We start from the raw sequence: 16,250 nt of genomic DNA on the forward strand, positions 1-16,250 counted from the left end.
TGAGAGCAGTGCGGCATACCGCACGGTTTCGCGTGATTGCCATCCCACGGGATGGCGCAACGTGCATTCTAGAGCCACCCCACGCCGGCGGGGTGCGCCCGGGGCATCTTTTTTACAGTCCGGGTATCACGGCCGCCACATCCGAGACATTCAGGCGCCGGCCCTCCATTTCTGTCCGACGCTGCCGTTAGAACCTTTCAGGAGTGAACCCGGATCGCCCACGCCGTGCTGCAGGCAGGGGAGCACGACAGTACCGGACGGCCGAACCAAGCAAGGGAAACGACATATGTGGAAGTGGATGGATACGAGCATTCGGACGCGGCTGACGATCCTGGTGGCCGCATTTGCTTTGATGATTGCAGTGGTGGGCGCGGCCGGCATCGCGTCCGGGCGGGCGACCAACGCCGATCTGCGCGCGGTGTATCTGGAAGACGCCAAGGGGCTGGACCTGCTGGCCAAGGACACGATCAATCTGCTGTGGGCGCGCATTCACCTGACGAACTTCGATTCGGTTTCGTCCCCGGAGGAGCTCAAGAAGCTGCTTGCCGATGCGCACGGCATGGTCGATTCGGCCAACGCCGCCTGGGCCGAATTCATGAAGCTGCCCGTGCCCGAGGCTGACCGCGCCCAGCTGCAGGCGGCCGATGCCGCGCGCAGCAGGTTCGTCAAGACCGCGCTGGAGCCCGCCATCGCCGCGCTTGAGCGCAGCGACCTCACCACTTACCGAGATCTGAACACGACGCAGGTGCCGCAACTGTTCAAGGCCTATGACGTGGCGCTCGCCCCGCTGGTCAAGGCGAGGTTTGCCTATGGCCAGGCGCGGTTCGACCGCTCGCAGTCGCGCTACACCATGAGCATCTGGATTTCGGGCGGGCTGCTGGCGGCCGCGCTGTTGCTCTCGGTGGTGGCGCGCGGCGTGCTGGGTCGCACCGTGGTGCGCCCGTTGGAGCGCGCCATCCAGGTGTTCGAGCGCATGGCCGCAGGCGACCTTGCCACGCGCGTGGAAGGGCAGACCGCCGCCGGCCGCCGCGATGAGACCGCGCGCCTGATGCACGCCGTGTCGCAGATGCAGGCAAGCCTGCAGCGGATCATCGGGCAGGTGCGGACGGGGTCGGACTCCATTGCGAGCGCCACCAAGCAGATCGCCGCGGGCAATGCCGACCTGTCGCAGCGGACCGAACAGCAGGCCTCGTCGCTGGAAGAAACGGCGTCGAGCATGGAAGAGCTGACCAGCATCGTCAAACAGAACGCCGATAACGCGCGTCAGGCCAGCGCGCTGGCGGTCAATGCGTCAGGCATCGCCGCCAAGGGCGGGGAGGTCGTCGGCCGCGTCGTGGAGACCATGGCCGGTATCGACGAGAGCAGCCGCCGGATCGCCGACATCATCGGCGTGATCGAGGGCATTGCCTTCCAGACCAACATCCTTGCGTTGAACGCTGCCGTGGAGGCCGCCCGCGCCGGAGAGCAGGGCCGCGGCTTTGCCGTCGTGGCCGGCGAGGTGCGCAGCCTCGCGCAGCGCAGCGCGACGGCGGCCAAGGAGATCAAGGAGCTCATCAGCGATTCGGTCGGCCGCGTGCAGAACGGCACCACGCTGGTGGCCGAGGCCGGCAGCGTGATCGACGAGGTGGTCGTCGCCGTCAAGCGCGTGACCGACATCATGGGCGAGATCAGCGCGGCGTCGGAAGAGCAGAGCAGCGGGATCGAGCAGGTCAACCAGGCCGTCACGCAGATGGACCAGGTGACCCAGCAGAATGCGGCGCTGGTCGAGCAGGCCGCGGCCGCTGCAGAGTCCCTCGAAGAACAGGCGGAGGCGCTGCGCAGCGCGGTGGCCGTCTTCCGCGTCGACCACGCGCAAGCGTAGGGGCCGCGTTCAGGGCAGGAGGTCGCGCGCGCGTTCGGCGATCACGTCTTGTGTATCGTCGATCCAGCGTGCCGGAAATGGCTGTGAGAGCAGGTAGCCCTGGAGCACGTCGCAACGGCATGCGCGCAGCGCGTCGAGCTGGGCAGCCGTTTCCACGCGCGTGGCCGTGACGGGCACGCCGGCGGCGTGGGCGGCCGCCACCAGCTGATGCAGGGCAGCGTGATCACCGGCATTGGCCACGGCGCTCACGACGGCCTGATCGAGCTTGACCTGGTCGGGGCGGAAGGTTTCAAGGCACGCCAGGCTGTAGCTCGTGGCGCCGAAGTCTTCGACGGCCACGCGTGCACCGCACGCATGCAGTGCCGCGACGGCATCGCGCGCCGCGCTGGCACCGGGCTGCAGCGCGTGTTCTGAAATCTCGAAGACCAGCCGCCCGGTCGGCACCGCATGGCGCGCGGCAATGTCGCGGACGACGTCGCTCAACTGCGGGTCGAGCAACTGCGCCGCCGACAGGTTGACCGCCGCATGCACCTCGGGCTGGCGCCGGGCGCCACTGTGCGGTGCACGCTCGGACTCTTCGCGTTGCAGGCCGGCGAGCATCTGCGCGGCGTTGTCGAGTACCCAGCGGCCCACCTCGCGAATGTCGCCGGTCTGCTCCAGGATCGGCAGGAAATCCGCCGGTGGCACGCCGCCCAGCTCGGGCGAGATCCAGCGCAGCAGGAATTCATAGCCGACGATGCTCCCGTCGGCGAGGCTCAGCTGCGGCTGCAGGTTCAGGCTGAACTGGCGCCGAGCCAACGCGTGGCGGACATGGGCTGCCAGCCGCGGGCGTTCGGCCATGGGGTCGTGCCGGCCAGGTGCGGCTGCGTCGTTGCTGCCGCGCTGTGCCGTTGCGGCCGGCGGGTAGAGGGCGGGGCTTTGTTGCCTGCCGTGCTGAACCCCGTAGAGGGCGCGGTCAGCCTGTTCGATCAGGCGCGCCGCATCGTATGGCGTGCTGTCGAACAGCGTCATGCCGATGCTGCACGAGCACACGAGTTCATAGCCGTGTGTGATGAAGGGCCGCGCGAGCGCTGCCGAGATGCGCCGTGCGAGGTCGTGCACGTCCTGCGCGGAGTCGAACTCGGCCGAGGCAATGGCAAACGTTTCTGCACCCACGCGACCAACCACCGGCGCGCCTTGTGCCCCCGGCGGGCACAAGGCCTGCAGGCGCGCTGCGCATTCCACGATGACCGCGCGTGCGGCCAGCGGCCCGAGCGTGGCCGTCGCCTCGGCAAAATGGTCAAAGCCGATCAGCAGCAACGCGCCGACCGCGTCCCGGCGTGCGGGTCGCGGCATGGCTGCCAGCGATTGAACGAATCGTTCGCGGTCCGGCAATCCGGAGATGGGGTCCAGACCCAATGGCGCAGACCTTGCGCGATTCATAGATAGGGCCGTCCTGCAAATACCTTTGATGCGGAAATGCGTGCGCCCGATTGTGCTTTGGCGATTGTGTCGCGGCTGACAAGCGGGCCTGCGGCGATCATAAGCCCAAAGCGCGGCTCGGGGGCCAGTCCATCGTCTGCTGTCGCGCCAACCTCACGCGTGTTTTTAACGTTTTAACGTTGCTTAATGCTGATCCAAATCGTGTGTACATCGCGCCGCTTTGCTCAGACCATGCGCTGGCCGCCCCACAGCAACTGCTCGTAGATGAAGCACTGCAGCAGCATCTTCTGCGCGGCGACGAGCTCGATGAACTCCACGCCGTATTGATAGACATTGGGCAGGTCTGCGGGCTTTTCGCTGCGGATGAGCGCGGCCGCCACCAGCTCGGAGTGATAGTCACGCGTCTTCACCCGGAAGCGCAGCCGCGCCGGCGCCCCACTCACGTGCAACCGGTGCGCTGAACGGAACGAGGCGCCCGTCGTGCTGATGTCGGAAATATGGATCATGCGCGGCGGCTCGCCGCTGACGAGCATCTTGCCGACCACGTTGGCGCGCACGCGCAGCGATTTGCGCAACGCGCGGTTCTTGATGCGCCGCGGCGGCGAGAGCACGACGTACTCGAACGGAATCCGGCATACCGCCATCACTGTGCATTCGAAGCTCGCAATGCCTTCGCCCGAAAACGCGTGGATTTCCACCAGCTCGTCCTTGACCGGCATGACGGTGCGGCCGTTGTCGGTGGGCATGGTGATCAGGAGGTGGCGCTGAGGGCTGTAACCCATGACGCGTGCGGCGCCCTTGGTGTGGCCGGCGCCGGCCGTGAGGCGCACGGTGAGCATGCCGCCGGGGCGCAGCCCCAGCAGTTCCATGGCGACCGTACGCTCGGCCTCGGTGTCGCCGCCCATGTCCGGGAAGAGCGTGTTCGGAAACGCCGTGTTCGGAAATGCAGGCGCGGCCGCCGGCGCGCCCTCGGCCTGGCGATGCGGGCGATGCAGCGTGAAGAGCAGCTCGATCTCTTCCGGCGAATGGATGACGTCTCCCTTCGGGACGAGCAGCTGTCCGTCGGCGTCCAGCATCGGCCACGGCAGGGGAATCGCTAGCGGAATGTCGAGAGGTTGAAGTTCGAGCATGGCAAGACAGCGTGGAGCCCGCGGTAGCGCGGCGCCCCACGTGTCTATACGGCCAAATCTTGCACAACTTTAAGCGCACTTGCGGTGCCGGCGGCCGGTATGGCACGCGGGTTGCGGCGGCGCCCTCATGATCGAGCACAATGGCGATTCCAACGTGAATGGGGCTGGCGCGGCGATGGGCCATCGACGGCATTTCTGGGCAGCGGTGGAGCAGTTCACACGCTACGTCGTGATCGGCTTCGGCGCGACATTGGTCCACTACGTGGTGCTCTTCGGGCTCGTGCAGGCAGGCGTCTCGCCGTGGCGGGCGTCGGTGACGGGAAGCGTGCTCGGCGCCACATTGAACTACTTCATCAGCCGGCAGGCCGTGTTCAACAGCACGCGCGGCCACATGGGCGCCATGGTGCGCTTTGGGATCGTCGCGTTCCTGGCGCTGGGCTGCAACGCCACCATCATGGCGATCGGGCTGGGGCTCGGCCTGTACTACCTCATCGCGCAGGTCTTCGCCTCCGCCATCACCGCGATCTTCAATTTTCTTGTGCACCGGCACTGGACTTTCCGCGATGCGGCGGCGGTGGGTGCGCCAACCGAGCCGCAGCCGGTCATCGCGCCGCGGCGCGCGCGCGGCAGGCAGCCGGATGCCTAGTGCTGGCTGGCGGGGCGGCGGGCCGTCGGCCGGATCGCCGGGCTGCCGGTGGCCAACATGACGTCATCGATGCGGGTCGCGGGCGTACCGGGCCCGTCGTCATCGGGCAAACGCTCCACCACGAGATGCACGTCGATCACATCGGCCAGGCCTGCCGCTTCCAGCGAGACGAGCGCCGCCAGTTGCGCGATCGCAAACGTATCCGCGAGCAGCGGTGTGTCGTCGTGCAGGTCTCCGCCGACCCGCCTGCGCGCGGGGCCGTGCTCCGTTCGGTGGGAACGCTGCGCCGCATCACGCGCGCGGTAGGCGAAATAGGCGTCGGCAAAATGGACGCGATGTGCATCGAACACGCGCACGGCGGCGGTCAGGGCATCGTCGATCCAGGCCGGATCGACGGGCGGGGTGCTTTCGGGCAGACCCGCCAGCTTGAGGGCATAGCGGTGCGTTTGCGTGCCGGGGGCAACGAAGCTCAATTCCATACGACCTCCTGCAACCGCGTGTTGGTGCCGCGGCTCGCCGTGTTGGACTCGCCCCCCCGAGGCGATTTTCAAGAATAGTAACGGAGTCAGCCGGTCGTGGCAGCGTTTCGTGCGTCCGGAGGAGCGTCCGTGGCCTTGTTTCGAACTGCAGACATCCGCATAGCCGTGTGCGCGGCGCGGCCTGCGGCAAACGGCTGCCACCGTGGGGGTCTGCGTACCTAGCCGAAAGGTTAGCTGCCGCCCGATGAGCCGGCGGTGTACAGTTGCCGCACGTCTGGGACCGCCGGGCGCCTGCCGACAATCGGCATCAACAAAACGCTGACGGGGATGACGCGGGGCGCGTTTCCTTCGCGTCGACTTGTACTCGAGGGCATGCTGCATCTGTGCCCCTCGCGGGAAGGGATTGCCCCGTTAACTCGCGGCTTCTATAGTCCGCCTCGATTCGCGCGCATGGGTTGCGCGCGACAGGTCTGTCCACCGCCAGCCGTCAACGGGCCCGGCAGACTACGAGACCGGTTACGGGGACCTCCGCCGACCACCGCCGCATCCAGCCCACGCAAACCATTGCACCGTGGAGCCCGGCGACGGGACGGCCATCACGCCAGTCGCTCCCTGGACTGCCGCATTCGCGAAACTGCATCGCCATGCTTGAGGACCACCACTTGTACAAGGCTGCGATCGAACATTCGCCGATAGGGATCGGCCTGTGCGCGCCGGAGGGTCGCTTCCTCGACGTCAATCGTGCGCTGTGCGCGCTGACGGGCCACGAAGCGCAGGCACTGCGCTCGCGCGCGCTGTTCGACCTCTGCCATCCGGACCATGCAGAGCGGACGCGGCGCGGTGTGCAGGCGCTGCTCGCGGGCGAGCGCGAGGCGCTTTCGATGGAAACCCGCCTGGTGCGCCAGGACGGCAGCACCGTCTGGGTGCAGGCCGATCTCGCCGTGGCGCGCACCGACACCGGGAGCGGCGGCAGCCACCTCATCGTGCAGCTTCAGGATGTGACGGCGCGGCGCCTGGCGCTGGAGGCGCTGCGGGCATCGGAGCAGCGTCTTGCCTATGTGCTCGACGGCGCGGGGCTGGGTACGTTCGACTGGTCCACGCGCGCGCGACACGTCTCGTTCAACCGCCGCACCGCCGACATGCTGGGCTACGAGCCGGCCGACCTTCCCACCGATCCGGATGCATGGTTTGCGATGGTGCATCCGCAGGACGCCGTGCTGAGCGTGCGCCGCATTTACCGGCACCTGCGTGGCGATGCAGACAGTTTTGAAGTCGAGCAGCGCATGCGGGCCCGCCACGGCCAGTGGATCTGGGTGGCGGCGCGCGGCCGCGTGACCGAGCGCGATGCGCGCGGCGTGGCCACGCGTGTGAGCGGCACGCTGCTCGACGTCACCAAGCGGCGCGCCGCACTCGACCAGGCGCACCATCTGGCGCTGCATGACCCGCTGACCGACCTTCCCAACGCGCGCCTGCTGCGCGACCGGCTGTTCGTTGCCATCCAGGCCGCACGCCGCGCACGCAGCCAGGTGGCCGTGGTCTTCATCGACCTGGACCGGTTCAAGCCCGTCAACGACGAATACGGCCACGCCGTGGGAGACCTCGTGCTCAAGGCCACGGCAATGCGCCTGCGCAGCGCCCTGCGTGCGTCGGATACGGTGGCGCGCCTGGGCGGCGACGAATTCGTGGCTATCCTCACGCATTGCGCCACGCGGCAGGACGTCACGCAGACGATTGAACGCCTGATCGAGCAGTTGCAGACGCCGTTTCGCGTGGAGGGCCACGTGCTGTCGATGGGCGTGAGCGCCGGTGTGGCGCTGTACCCCGCAGACGGCCGCGACGCGCAGACGCTGATCCGCAATGCCGATGCGGCCATGTACGAAGTCAAGCGCGCGGGCGGCAATGGCTTCGGCTTTCATGCCTCGCTCAATTACGAGCGGCTGATGGGCATGCGATCGCGCGAGCGCGGCCGTGATCGCGATCGCGATGTCGACGGCGAGGCCGGCGCGCGCTGAGCACGGCGCGCAAAACAAAACGGCCCGCCGCAATGGCAGGCCGTCTTCTTCGGGGTGAAGCCGTTCAGAACGTGTAGCGCAGGTACAGCTCGTTCAGGTCCGTCCCCGGGTTCGGACGCTTGATCGAGGCGTTCGACAGGTGCTCGAAGCGATAGCCGACCTGGAACTGCTGCTTGCTGCCAAAGGCGACGCCCACGCCGATCATGTCGGAGAACTGGAAGGCCGTGCTGAAGTTGTGCTCATCCGACGTGCGCGTGTGCGACAGCAGGCGCGGGCCGATGCCCACTTCCACGAACGGCACCCACGAGCTGCCGCGCTTTTCGATGCGGAACAGCGGCGTCACGCCGAATTCGGTCAGGTTCTGGCGGTTGGTGCCCTGCGTCGAGCGCCATTGGCCGAGCGCGACCTCCCAGTCCAGGTTCACGAACCAGCCTTGCGGGTTGCCCCAGTGGAAACCGGAGTCGAAATCGATATCGACGCCGTACTTCTCGATGCCGTGGCGGTTGTCCTTGCCGTAGATCACGCGCACGGACGGGTCGGCCTGGGCAGGCACGGCGGCGAAGAGCGTAGCGGCGCCGAGCGCGGCGGCCAGCAGCTTGGCGGGGCGGGAAATTGCGGATCGGATCATCAGAGAGAGCGCCAGAAATCAATTGAGCCGCGCGCGTGGGTCCAGGCAACAGGGTCGGCCAACCACGCGCGCGGCGGACATGGCGGCAGGCAAACAGACGGTCAGGATGGCACGGCGACACACCTGCAAGGCACCGGGCGAAGCAATTTGCGCGCCCGGCCCCGCACGGCATGCCCACGCGATCAGGGCAGCCTGAAGCAAATTCCGACGATTATAGGGGGAACGATCGGACTGCGTGCGTGCTTACGCACAAGGGGATATTGCCGGCGGCGAAATATCGTCGGCCACCGGGAACACGGAGCGCGTTACTGCGCGGCTGGTGCCGAGGCAGCGGGCCGCATCGCCGCCTGGCCGACCACGGGCACTTCGCCGTGCCAGCCGCCGCCGAGCGCCTTGACCAGCAGCACCGCGGCCGAATAGCGCTTGCCTTGCAGCGTGAGCAGCGTGCGCTCGGCGTTGTAGGCCGTGGCTTGCGCGGTGATCACCTCCAGGAAGCTGATCGTGCCGGCGCGGTAGCGGTTCAGGTCGAGCTGCGCGGCTTCCTGCGCCGCCTTGACGGCATCGGCCTGGGCGTCGAACTCGCGGGCCTGCCAGCGCAGCGCGGCGAGGTTGTCCTCCACGTCCTGGAAGGCGCCCAGCACGGTTTGCCGATACGTCGCGACAGCCGCGTCGTAGGCCGCGCCGGCCTTGTCGACGGCCGCCGAACGCGCCCCCGCATCGAACAGCGTCGCCGCCAGCGAGGGCCCGATCGACCAGACGCGGCTCGGCAGCGTGGCCAGGCGCGACAGCGTGTTGGCGGCCAGCCCAGCAGATGCCCCCAGCGTCAGTGTGGGGAAGTAGGCGGCCTTGGCTACGCCGATCTGCGCATTGGCCGCAGCCATGCGGCGCTCGGCCGCGGCAATGTCGGGCCGGCGCTCCAGCACGGCCGACGGAATCTCCAGCGGAATGTCAGGCAGTGCGGGCAGGTCGTACACGGTGGCCGCAGTCGTCGGCGCCAGCGAGAACTCCGCGGGCGGCTTGCCGATCAGCACGGCGATGGCGTGCTCGAGCTGCGCGCGCGTGACCTCGGCATCGAGCAGCAGCGCCTGCGCCTGCTTCAGTTGCGTCTGCGCGGTCAGCACGTCCGAGCGCTGCGCGACGCCCACGGCGTACTGGTTTTGCGTGAGCTTCAGGAACCGTTCGTAGTCGGCCACCGTGCGTTGCAGCACCGCCTTCTGGGTATCCGTGACACGCAATTGAAAATAATTCTGCGCAAGCGTGGCCTGGGCCGAGAGCAGCGCAGAAGCCAGGTCGCCTGCGCTCGCTTCGGCGCTGGCCCTGTTGGACTCCACCGATCGGCGGATGCGGCCCCACAGGTCCAGCTCCCAGCTTGCGTCCAGCGACAGGCTCTGCGAGTTCAGCAGGCTCGGGTTGCCGGTCGACAGGCTGCCGTCCGGGTTCACCGTTGTGCGCACCGAGCGGCTGCGCGTGGCCGACGCGCTGGCGCCCAGCGTTGGGAAGAACGAGGCTCGCGCCGATTGCACCAGCGCCTGGGCCTGCCGGTACTGCGCTTCGGCCACGAGGATGTTCTGGTTGGCGGCGGCCACCTGTTCTTCCAGCGCATTCAGCTGCGGGTCGTTGAAGATCTCCCACCACTTGCCGCGCGCGATGGCGTCGTTGGGGCTGGCGACCTTCCAGTCGCCGGCTTCCTTGTATTGCTGCGGGACTTCCGCGTCGGGGCGCTTGTAGTCGGGGCCCACCGCGCAGGCAGAGACAAGCGCGCACGCAGCCAGCGCGAGCAACGGGGTGCGGAGGGCTTGGTGGCCTCTTTTCATATCAGCTTCCTTGCGAATCCAGTGCGGGCAACGGTGCGTCCTTGCTGCGCCCGGCACGGCGCAGGCGCAGCCGGTCGAGCGCCAGGTAGACGACCGGCGTGGTGTAGAGCGTGAGGATCTGGCTGACCAGCAGCCCGCCCACGATGGAGATGCCCAGCGGCGTGCGCAACTCCGCACCGTCGCCGTGGCCCAGCGCCAGGGGCAGGGCGCCCAGCAGCGCGGCCATCGTCGTCATCAGGATCGGCCGGAAGCGCAGCACGCAGGCGTGGAAGATGGCGTCCGCGGGGCTCATGCCCTGGCTGCGCTCGGCCTCCAGCGCGAAGTCGATCATCATGATCGCGTTCTTCTTCACGATGCCGATGAGCAGGATCACGCCGATCAGCGCGATGATCGAGAAATCCGTGTCCGTAATGATCAGCGCCAGCAGCGCCCCCACACCGGCCGAAGGCAGCGTCGAGAGGATGGTGATCGGGTGCACGTAGCTCTCGTACAGGACGCCCAGCACGATGTAGATCGTGATGAGCGCAAACAGGATCAGCACCGGCTGGCTTGAGAGCGAATCCTGGAACGCCTTGGCGGTGCCCTGGAAACTGCCGTGCACCGTGATCGGCACGCCGATGCGGTTCATGGCGTCCTGGATGTCGCGCGTGGCGCCCGACAGCGACGCGCCCGGCGCCAGGTTGAACGAGATCGTGCTGGCCGCGAACTGGCCCTGGTGGTTGACCGCCAGTGGCGTGTTGGTCGGCTCGTAATGCGAGAAGGTCGACAGCGGCACCTGCGCGCCGGTCGAGGTGATGAGGTAGATGTCGCGCAGGCCGTCGGGGTTCTGCCAGTACTGCGGCGCGGCTTCTATCACCACGCGGTACTGGTTGAGCGGATTGTAGATCGTCGAGATCTGGCGCTGGCCGAAGGCGTTGTTCAGTGCGTTGTCGACATCGCTCGGGTTGATGCCGAGCGCCTTGGCCTTGTCACGGTCGATGACCAGCGACGTCTGCAGGCCCTTGTCCTGGGCGTCGGTGTTCACATCGGCGAGCGACTTCACCTGCGAGAGCGCCTGCTTGATCTTCGGCTCCCATGTGCGCAACTCATCGAGGTTGTCGGCCTGCAGCGTGTACTGATACTGCGCGTTGCTGGCGCGCCCCCCAACGCGGATGTCCTGCACCGCCTGCAGGAAGAGGCTCGCCCCGGGCTCGCGCGCAAGCTTGCCGCGCAGGCGGTTGATGACCTGGTCGGCGGAAATCTTGCGCTCGGCCAGCGGCTTGAGCTGGATGAACATCGAGCCGCTGTTGCGCTGCGAGCCGCCCGTGAAGCCGACCACGTTTTCCACCGCCGGGTCCTGCTGGACGATGTGGATGAAATCCGTCAGCTTGGTGCGCATGGCCTGGAACGAGATGGCCTGGTCCGCCTGGATGAAGCCCATCACACGGCCCGTGTCCTGCTGGGGGAAGAATCCCTTCGGCACGATGATGTACAGGTACACGTTCAGGCACACCGTGGCAAGCAGGATCAGCAGCGTCAGCCAGCGATGGCGCAGCGCCCACGCGAGCGAGCTGCGGTACATGTCGAGCAGGAACGTGAAGAAGCCTTCGGTCTTGCGGTGGAACCAGCCGTGCTCCTGCTCGGCGGCGGGCTTGAGCAGGCGTGCGCACATCATCGGCGTGGTGGTGAGCGAGATCACCAGCGACACCAGGATGGCCACCGACAGCGTGACGGCAAATTCGCGGAACAGCCGCCCGACGATGCCGCCCATCATCAGCAGCGGGATGAACACGGCGATCAGCGAGAAGCTCATCGAGACCACCGTGAAGCCCACCTCGCGTGCGCCCTTGAGCGCTGCCTGCATGGGCCGCATGCCGTTCTCGATATGGCGCGAGACGTTCTCCAGTACCACGATGGCGTCGTCCACCACAAAGCCTGTCGCGACGGTCAGCGCCATGAGCGACAGGTTGTCGAGGCTGTAGCCGCACAGGTACATCACCCCGAACGTGCCGATGAGCGAGACCGGCACCGCCACGCTCGGGATGAGCGTGGCCCGCAGGTTGCGCAGGAACAGGAACACCACCATGATCACCAGCGCGATCGAGAGCACCAGCGTGCGTTCCACATCCTTGAGCGAGGCGCGGATGGTGGGCGTGCGGTCCATCATCACGTCGAGGTTGATCTGCGCGGGGATGGTGTTGCGCAGATAGGGCAGCACGTCGTTGATGCGATCGACCGTGTCGATGATGTTGGCGCCCGGCTGCCGGCTGATGATGAGCAGCACCGACGGCTTGCCGTTGGCCGAGCCATAGTTGCGGATGTCCTGCACGCTGTCGGTCACTTCGGCCACGTCCGACAGCCGCACCGGCGAGCCGTTGCGCCAGGCGATGACGAGTGGCCGGTATTCGGCGGCCTTCTTCGCCTGGTCGTTGGCGTAGATCGTCCACACGCGGTCGCCCGATTCCAGCATGCCCTTGGGCTTGTTTGCGTTGGTGCTGGCGATGACGGTGCGCACGGTCTCCATCGAGATGCCGTACTTGTTCAGCGCCGTCGGGTTCAGCTCCACACGCACCGCCGGCAGCGATGCGCCGCCGATGTTGACCTGGCCCACGCCGTTGATCTGCGAGAGCTTCTGCGCAAGGATCGTCGACGCCGCGTCGTACAGCTGGCCGCGCGACATGGTGTCGGATGTCAACCCCAGGATCATGATCGGCGCATCGGCCGGGTTGACCTTGCGATAGGTTGGATTGCTCGGTAGCCCCGAAGGCAGCAGGCTGCGCGAGGCATTGATGGCAGCCTGCACGTCGCGCGCGGCGCCGTCGATATCGCGCGACAGGTCGAACTGCAGCGTGATGCGCGACGAGCCCAGCGAGCTCGACGACGTCATCTCCGTGATGCCCGCGATGCGGCCCAGCGAGCGCTCCAGCGGCGTGGCCACGGTGGCAGCCATCGTCTCGGGGCTGGCGCCGGGCAGCGACGCGCTGACGGAGATGGTCGGAAAATCCACCTGCGGCAGGGGCGACACCGGCAGCAGGCGGAACGCCGCCATGCCGGCGAGGGCCACGCCGATGGTCAGCAGCGCCGTGGCAACCGGCCGCGCGATGAAGGTGGCGGACAGGTTCATGGTTGCCCGCCAGGTCGGTTCGCATCCGGTGCGCCGTGGCTGCCCGGCGAGCGGCGCGCGCGCCAGTCACGCAGGCGATGGCCGAGGCGGTCGAACGCCAGGTAGATGACGGGCGTGGTAAAGAGCGTCAGCACCTGGCTGACCAGCAGGCCGCCCACCATCGTGATCCCCAGCGGCTGGCGCAGCTCCGAACCGACGCCCGTGCCGAGCATCAGCGGCAGCGCGCCGAGCAGGGCCGCCATCGTCGTCATGAGAATCGGCCGGAAGCGCAGCAGGCACGCCTGGTAGATCGCATCGCGCGGGGTCATGCCTTGCTCGCGCTCGGCCTCCAGCGCGAAGTCGATCATCATGATCGCGTTCTTCTTGACGATCCCGATCAGCAGCACGATGCCGATGATCGCGATGATGCCCAGGTCCTTGCCCGACAGCAGCAGGGAAAGCAGCGCGCCCACCCCCGCTGAGGGCAGCGTGGACAGGATCGTCACCGGGTGGATCGTGCTCTCGTACAGCACGCCCAGCACGATGTACATCGTGATCACCGCCGCCAGGATCAGCCACAACTGGTTGGACAGCGACGCACGGAATGCCAGTGCCGCACCCTGGAAGCTCGTCTGCATGCTGGCCGGCAGGCCGAGCTCCTGCTCCACCGCGTTGATGGTGTCCACCGCCGCGCCCAGCGATGAACCGGGCGCGAGGTTGAAGGAGATCGTCGCGGCCGGGAACTGGCCCTGATGGTTCACCACCAGCGAGCCGGGCTGCTCCACCACCGTGGCAAAGGCGCCCAGCGGCACCTGCTGCCCGCTGCTGGACGGCACATGCAGGTCGTATAGCGAATGCGGGCCGAGCTGCATCTTCGGATCGGCCTCCAGCACCACGCGGTACTGGTTCGATTGCGTGAAGATCGTCGACACCAGGCGCTGGCCGTACGCGCTGTAGAGCGCACTGTCGATCGTGGCCATCGTGATGCCGTAGACGGCCGCCTTGTCGCGGTCGACCTGCACGTAGGCCCGCAGGCCGTTGTCCTGCAGGTCGCTCGCCACGTCGCGCAGCTCGCGCGTCTGCTGCAGGCGTTCCACCAGCCTGGGCACCCATTTCGACAGGTTGTTCGGGTCCGGATCTTCTACCGTGAACTGGTACTGCGTGCGGCTCACGCGGTCTTCGATCGTCAGATCCTGCACCGGCTGCATGTACAGCTGGATGCCGGCCACCTTGGCGAGTTCGGGCTGCAGCCGCTGGATGACCTCGCTGGCGTTGGCGTCGCGCTCATCCTTCGGCTTCAGGTTGATCAGCATGCGGCCGCTGTTGAGCGTGGTGTTGACCCCATCCACGCCGATGAACGACGAGAGGCTCTCCACCGCCGGGTCTTTCAGCACCACCTCGGCGAGCTTCTGCTGGCGCTCGGCCATCGCCGAGAACGAGATCGACTGCGAGGCATCCGAAATGCCCTGGATCACGCCCGTGTCCTGCACCGGAAAGAAGCCCTTGGGCACCACCACATACAGCAGGCCCGTCAGCACCAAGGTGCCGATCGCCACCAGCAGCGTGGTCTTCTGGCGATCCAGCACCCACTCGAGCATGCGCCCGTATCGTGCGATGACGCGGTCGAAGAACGCTCCCGCGGCGTGGTAGAAGCGCGACTGCTCGGCCTCGGGAATGTGCCTGAGCAACCGTGCGCACATCATCGGCGTGAGCGTGAGCGACACCACGGCCGAAATCAGGATCGACACCGCCAGCGTGATCGCGAACTCGCGGAACAGGCGCCCGACCACGTCACCCATGAACAGCAGCGGAATCAGCACGGCAATCAGCGAGAACGTGAGCGAGATGATGGTGAAGCCGATCTGCTTGGCACCCTTGAGCGCGGCTTCCATGGGCGGATCGCCGTCTTCGATGTAGCGGGCGATGTTCTCGATCATGACGATGGCGTCGTCCACCACGAAGCCCGTGGCAATGGTCAGCGCCATCAGCGTCAGGTTGTTGATCGAGAAGCCGGCCAGGTACATCACGCCGAACGTGCCCACCAGGGACAGCGGCACCGCCACCGCCGGAATGACCGTGGCCGGCACATTGCGCAGGAACAGGAAGATCACCATCACCACCAGCGCGATGGCCAGCATCAGCTCGAACTGCACGTCGGAGACGGATGCCCGGATGGTGGTGGTGCGGTCGGTCAGCAGCGACACCTCCACGTTGCCGGGCAGGGTGTCCTTGAGTGTGGGCAGCAGTGCCTTGGCGCGGTTGACAACCTCGATCACGTTGGCGCCGGGCTGGCGCTGCACGTTCAGGATGATGGCCGGTGTGGTGTTGGCCCACGCCGCGAGCTTGGTGTTCTCGGCGCCGTCGACGATCTGTGCCACGTCGGTCAGGCGGATGGGCGCGCCGTTCTTGTAGGCGACGATCATCTTGCCGTACTCGGCGGCGGAGCGGAGCTGGTCGTTGGCGTCGATGGTGGAGGCGCGCATCGGGCCGTCGAAGCTGCCCTTCGCGCCGTTCACGTTGGCGGTGCCGATGGCGGTGCGGATGTCGTCGATCGACAGCCCGAGCGCGGCAAGCGCCGACGTATTCGCCTGGATGCGCACAGCCGGCCGCTGGCCGCCGCTGATGCTGACGAGCCCGATGCCCGGCAGCTGAGAGAGCTTCTGCGCGATGCGCGTGTCGACCAGGTCTTCGAGCTTGGGCAACGGCATCGTCCTGGAGGTGATCGCCAGCGTGAGGATCGGCGCATCGGCCGGATTGACCTTGCTGTAGATCGGCGGCATCGGCAGGTCGTTCGGCAGCAGGTTGCCGGCCGCGTTGATGGCCGCCTGCACTTCCTGCTCGGCGATGTCGAGCGAAAGCGACAGGTCGAATTGCAGCGTGATCACCGACGCGCCGCCCGAGCTCGACGACGTCATCTGCTTGAGCCCCGGCATCTGGCCGAACTGGCGCTCCAGCGGCGCCGTGATGGACGACGTCGTCACGTCCGGGCTGGCGCCGGGGTATAGCGTCGTCACCTGGATGGTCGGGTAGTCGACCTCGGGCAGGGCGGAGAGCGGCAGCATCCGGTACGCCACCAGGCCCGACAGCAGGATGGCCACCATCAGCAGGGTGGTCGCCACGGGCCGGAGGATGAAGATTCGGGAGGGGTTCATGCCAGCTCGGAGAAGACGTCGTCA

10 protein-coding genes are annotated in these 16,250 nt (G+C 67.1%); 3 read left to right on the forward strand and 7 right to left on the reverse strand.

Going from position 1 to position 16,250, the window contains the following annotated elements; genetic code table 11:
* Positions 1-286 precede the first annotated feature (286 nt).
* A complete protein-coding gene (locus tag TK49_RS21335) occupies positions 287-1,861 on the forward strand; it encodes a methyl-accepting chemotaxis protein (protein ID WP_045219826.1) in 1,575 nt (524 codons plus the stop codon).
* A 9-nt stretch (positions 1,862-1,870) separates the two neighbouring features.
* Here the strand turns inward: TK49_RS21335 and TK49_RS21340 are convergent, their stop codons facing one another.
* Positions 1,871-3,283 (reverse strand): bifunctional diguanylate cyclase/phosphodiesterase, encoded by a 1,413-nt coding sequence (locus tag TK49_RS21340; RefSeq protein WP_045219828.1) that lies wholly within the window; start codon positions 3,281-3,283, stop codon positions 1,871-1,873.
* Positions 3,284-3,507: 224 nt separating this feature from the next.
* On the reverse strand, positions 3,508-4,413 hold the full coding sequence (locus TK49_RS21345; protein WP_045219830.1) for a flagellar brake protein: 906 nt from the start codon (positions 4,411-4,413) through the stop codon (positions 3,508-3,510).
* A gap of 127 nt (positions 4,414-4,540) precedes the next feature.
* On the opposite strand from TK49_RS21345, the gene TK49_RS21350 reads away from it, so the two are divergent.
* Complete coding sequence (locus tag TK49_RS21350; protein ID WP_045219832.1) at positions 4,541-5,059, forward strand: GtrA family protein; 519 nt, start codon at positions 4,541-4,543, stop codon at positions 5,057-5,059.
* Here the strand turns inward: TK49_RS21350 and TK49_RS21355 are convergent.
* A complete protein-coding gene (locus tag TK49_RS21355; RefSeq protein WP_045219834.1) occupies positions 5,056-5,538 on the reverse strand; it encodes a hypothetical protein in 483 nt (160 codons plus the stop codon). The genes TK49_RS21350 and TK49_RS21355 overlap by 4 nt on opposite strands.
* 644 nt (positions 5,539-6,182) lie before the next feature.
* On the opposite strand from TK49_RS21355, the gene TK49_RS21360 reads away from it, so the two are divergent.
* A complete protein-coding gene (locus tag TK49_RS21360; RefSeq protein ID WP_045219835.1) occupies positions 6,183-7,550 on the forward strand; it encodes a sensor domain-containing diguanylate cyclase in 1,368 nt (455 codons plus the stop codon).
* 64 nt (positions 7,551-7,614) lie between these two features.
* Here TK49_RS21360 and TK49_RS21365 read toward each other — a convergent pair whose 3' ends face one another.
* The 4 genes from TK49_RS21365 to TK49_RS21380 form a co-directional block, all read right to left on the reverse strand.
* Positions 7,615-8,178, reverse strand: a complete 564-nt coding sequence (locus tag TK49_RS21365; RefSeq protein WP_045219837.1) for an acyloxyacyl hydrolase — start codon at positions 8,176-8,178, stop codon at positions 7,615-7,617.
* 305 nt (positions 8,179-8,483) lie between these two features.
* The gene (locus TK49_RS21370; RefSeq protein WP_045219839.1) at positions 8,484-9,992 is read right to left on the reverse strand and encodes an efflux transporter outer membrane subunit; all 1,509 of its coding nucleotides are present in this window, start codon (positions 9,990-9,992) and stop codon (positions 8,484-8,486) included.
* Position 9,993: 1 nt separating this feature from the next.
* The gene (locus tag TK49_RS21375; protein ID WP_045219841.1) at positions 9,994-13,095 is read right to left on the reverse strand and encodes a multidrug efflux RND transporter permease subunit; all 3,102 of its coding nucleotides are present in this window, start codon (positions 13,093-13,095) and stop codon (positions 9,994-9,996) included.
* Positions 13,092-16,226: an MdtB/MuxB family multidrug efflux RND transporter permease subunit gene (locus TK49_RS21380; RefSeq protein WP_045219843.1), complete on the reverse strand. Its 3,135-nt coding sequence runs from the start codon at positions 16,224-16,226 to the stop codon at positions 13,092-13,094. The genes TK49_RS21375 and TK49_RS21380 overlap by 4 nt, the downstream gene beginning before the upstream one ends.
* Positions 16,227-16,250: the final 24 nt, after the last annotated feature.

Source organism: Ralstonia mannitolilytica (assembly GCF_000954135.1).
GTDB classification, from domain to species: Bacteria; Pseudomonadota; Gammaproteobacteria; order Burkholderiales; family Burkholderiaceae; genus Ralstonia; species Ralstonia mannitolilytica.

What these genes read in the sequence shown, in the direction of transcription:
- TK49_RS21335 (WP_045219826.1), top strand. Translation starts at nt 287, where the DNA reads ATGTGGAAGTGGATGGATACGAGCATTCGGACGCGGCTGACGATCCTG.
- TK49_RS21365 (WP_045219837.1), bottom strand. Translation starts at nt 8,178, where the DNA reads ATGATCCGATCCGCAATTTCCCGCCCCGCCAAGCTGCTGGCCGCCGCG.
- TK49_RS21350 (WP_045219832.1), top strand. Translation starts at nt 4,541, where the DNA reads ATGATCGAGCACAATGGCGATTCCAACGTGAATGGGGCTGGCGCGGCG.
- TK49_RS21375 (WP_045219841.1), bottom strand. Translation starts at nt 13,095, where the DNA reads ATGAACCTGTCCGCCACCTTCATCGCGCGGCCGGTTGCCACGGCGCTG.
- TK49_RS21345 (WP_045219830.1), bottom strand. Translation starts at nt 4,413, where the DNA reads ATGCTCGAACTTCAACCTCTCGACATTCCGCTAGCGATTCCCCTGCCG.
- TK49_RS21380 (WP_045219843.1), bottom strand. Translation starts at nt 16,226, where the DNA reads ATGAACCCCTCCCGAATCTTCATCCTCCGGCCCGTGGCGACCACCCTG.
- TK49_RS21370 (WP_045219839.1), bottom strand. Translation starts at nt 9,992, where the DNA reads ATGAAAAGAGGCCACCAAGCCCTCCGCACCCCGTTGCTCGCGCTGGCT.
- TK49_RS21340 (WP_045219828.1), bottom strand. Translation starts at nt 3,283, where the DNA reads ATGAATCGCGCAAGGTCTGCGCCATTGGGTCTGGACCCCATCTCCGGA.
- TK49_RS21360 (WP_045219835.1), top strand. Translation starts at nt 6,183, where the DNA reads ATGCTTGAGGACCACCACTTGTACAAGGCTGCGATCGAACATTCGCCG.
- TK49_RS21355 (WP_045219834.1), bottom strand. Translation starts at nt 5,538, where the DNA reads ATGGAATTGAGCTTCGTTGCCCCCGGCACGCAAACGCACCGCTATGCC.